The sequence below is a fragment of the Bacillus sp. 05T31 genome (assembly GCF_056396725.1).
The window spans coordinates 1-2,310 of record NZ_JBFTMA010000700.1; the positions used below are offsets into that span (position 1 = coordinate 1).

Below are 2,310 nucleotides of genomic sequence, written 5' to 3' on the forward strand. Positions count from 1 at the left end.
TACGATATTAATGAAAGACTTTTGTAACATTTATGAAAGAGATATGAAAGATGTTTAAAGTAACATGAACTTCAGAACATTGATTTTAAATTCTTCAAAAGTAAAAAATCGTGCTAAGAGAGTACAACAAAAATGAAAAAACATTTAAAATAAATGGGATCGGAAGGGAAATAATTCCTGCCACAGCGGATTAGGTAGTTTTGTAGAATATATTTGATGTAAGGAAGTGCAATTATGAGTAATGTAAAAACTATTACTTACGTTTTAAGTAAAGCAGAACGAAATTATGAAGACCTTATTAAAGCTATCAAAGATTATGGAACATGGGTAAAAATCACAGAGTGTACTTGGATTGTTGCAACCACTGATTCATGTATTAACATTATGAATATTTTAAAGAAACACTTGCATTCTAATGATCGCATGTTTGTAGCAGATCTTACTGGTGTTTCAGCGTGGCAAAATATTATTTGTAAAATTTAGTTTTTAAAAGAATATTTTTAATTTAGAATAAAAATGTTTTTTTACCGAGTTAACTGTGTTTATACATTGGAATCAGTTAACTAATCAATTTGGAATATTGATAACTGGATATTCAATGAGAACGAAAGGAATGACCATTAATTCCCATATCCTAACTTGATTCTATGTGGGGGTATCCTACCATCAGGTTCCGTATGTAGAAATCTCACATTCTTAACAGTTTGTATGGGTGTTAAGTAGTGTAGTTAATATCTAAAGCAGACAAAGGATTTCTAAAGAGTCGATGAAACGTATATCAAAGAAAAGGTCAATGGATATATCTGTATTATGCCGTGGATTCCAAAGGAAATACGATTGATTTTTATCTCACCAAAACAAGTGACAGTAGGGCTGAAAAGTGTTTCTTCAAGAAAGCTTTGTGGTCTTTTCATATTTTTAAGTCTCGTATTATAACAGTCTATAAGAATCCGGTTTATCTAATAGTAATAATAGAAGAGTTGAAAAAAGAGAACAAGATGACAGTGGGCATCCAAATCAAGCGATTCATATACTTGAACAACATAGTAGAATAAGCCCATTGATGTATTAAAAAGCGAGTTTCTTCTATGTTAGGATTAAAACCTGATTACACAGTAAAGTTCATTATGTTTGGAATAGAAGTGGTGCATATGGTGAAAAAACAGTGAAATATTTTACGGAACTAGTCTGTTCAAAATCAGAAAGATTCAAGTAATTATTTGGCATTACTGCATAAACTTGATTCCCCTTAAGATATGTATGATTTTTTCAAGAACATAGCATGTTTGTACCAGGACTTTTAATCTTCTAGGATTGATGAACTATTAAGCATACAGTATTCTTGTGTTAAAATGACCATCTGGCGTATATAATTATGATTTCTATTGGATGTACGTTCAATGTGTTTTATTCTCAATTGGCAATAATATTCTGTTACGTTTATATGAATAACTTACGTATTCTTTGAGAGTAAATAAGAGAAATATTTTTTCGTTATTAATAAAAGAATCTAGGAGATTTTACGAATGAAAAAAAGAATTGCAATAATAGAAGATGAAGACAATATCCGAGAAATATGCAAACGGTACTTAGAAAGGGAAGGGTATGAAGTATATACAGCTGTAAATGGAACAGAGGGTTGGTATATATTTCAGCAATATCAACCAGATTTAATCATTTTAGATCTGATGATGCCGAAAAAAGATGGCTGGGAACTATGTGAGGAAATTCGTCAACAATCTAATGTTCCTATTATTATGTTAACCGCTAGGGGAGAAGAAAGAGATCGAATATTGGGTTTAACAATGGGAGCAGATGATTATGTAACAAAGCCGTTTTCACCTCGAGAATTAGTACTAAGGGTTCAAATTATATTAAGAAGAGGAAATCAGACAATTATAGAAACGAAAGAACCCGTATCAGAAGTAATAGAGTTCCGAGATTTGGAGATTTATCCAACGAAGAGATGTGTACTTGTTTGTGGACATGAAGTTGAGTTAACAAATAAAGAATTTGAGGTACTTTATATAATGGCCACCCATCCAAAACAAGTGTTTTCTCGTTCGCAACTTCTTGAACAAATTTGGGAGTTTGAGTATGAAGGATGTACGAACACAGTAACGGTGTTAATGAGTCGTTTACGTGAAAAATTAGAGAAGCATTCAACAAAGAACCGTTGGATTCATACAGTTTGGGGAATAGGGTATAGCTTTGATCCAAATGGAGGAAATGAAACATGAAATTACGTTATCAATYGTTACTGATGAATCTATTAAGCACGAGTGTTATGGTAGTTGCTATATGGTATAG

General features: G+C 31.8%; 2 protein-coding genes and 1 pseudogene. All 3 read left to right on the plus strand.

The genetic code is table 11. From position 1 onward, the window contains the following. Nucleotides 1-234: 234 nt before the first annotated feature. The 3 genes and pseudogenes from AC1DJR_RS26835 (at nt 235) to AC1DJR_RS26845 (ending at nt 2,240) form a co-directional block, all read left to right on the plus strand. Complete coding sequence (locus AC1DJR_RS26835; protein ID WP_429688214.1) at nt 235-483, plus strand: hypothetical protein; 249 nt, start codon at nt 235-237, stop codon at nt 481-483. Nucleotides 484-732: 249 nt separating this feature from the next. After that, nucleotides 733-1,169: pseudogene (locus AC1DJR_RS26840) on the plus strand (DDE-type integrase/transposase/recombinase); the annotation flags it as partial. Nucleotides 1,170-1,526: 357 nt separating this feature from the next. Continuing rightward, on the plus strand, nt 1,527-2,240 hold the full coding sequence (locus tag AC1DJR_RS26845; protein ID WP_429688213.1) for a response regulator transcription factor: 714 nt from the start codon (nt 1,527-1,529) through the stop codon (nt 2,238-2,240). The last annotated feature ends 70 nt before the right edge of the window (nt 2,241-2,310 follow it).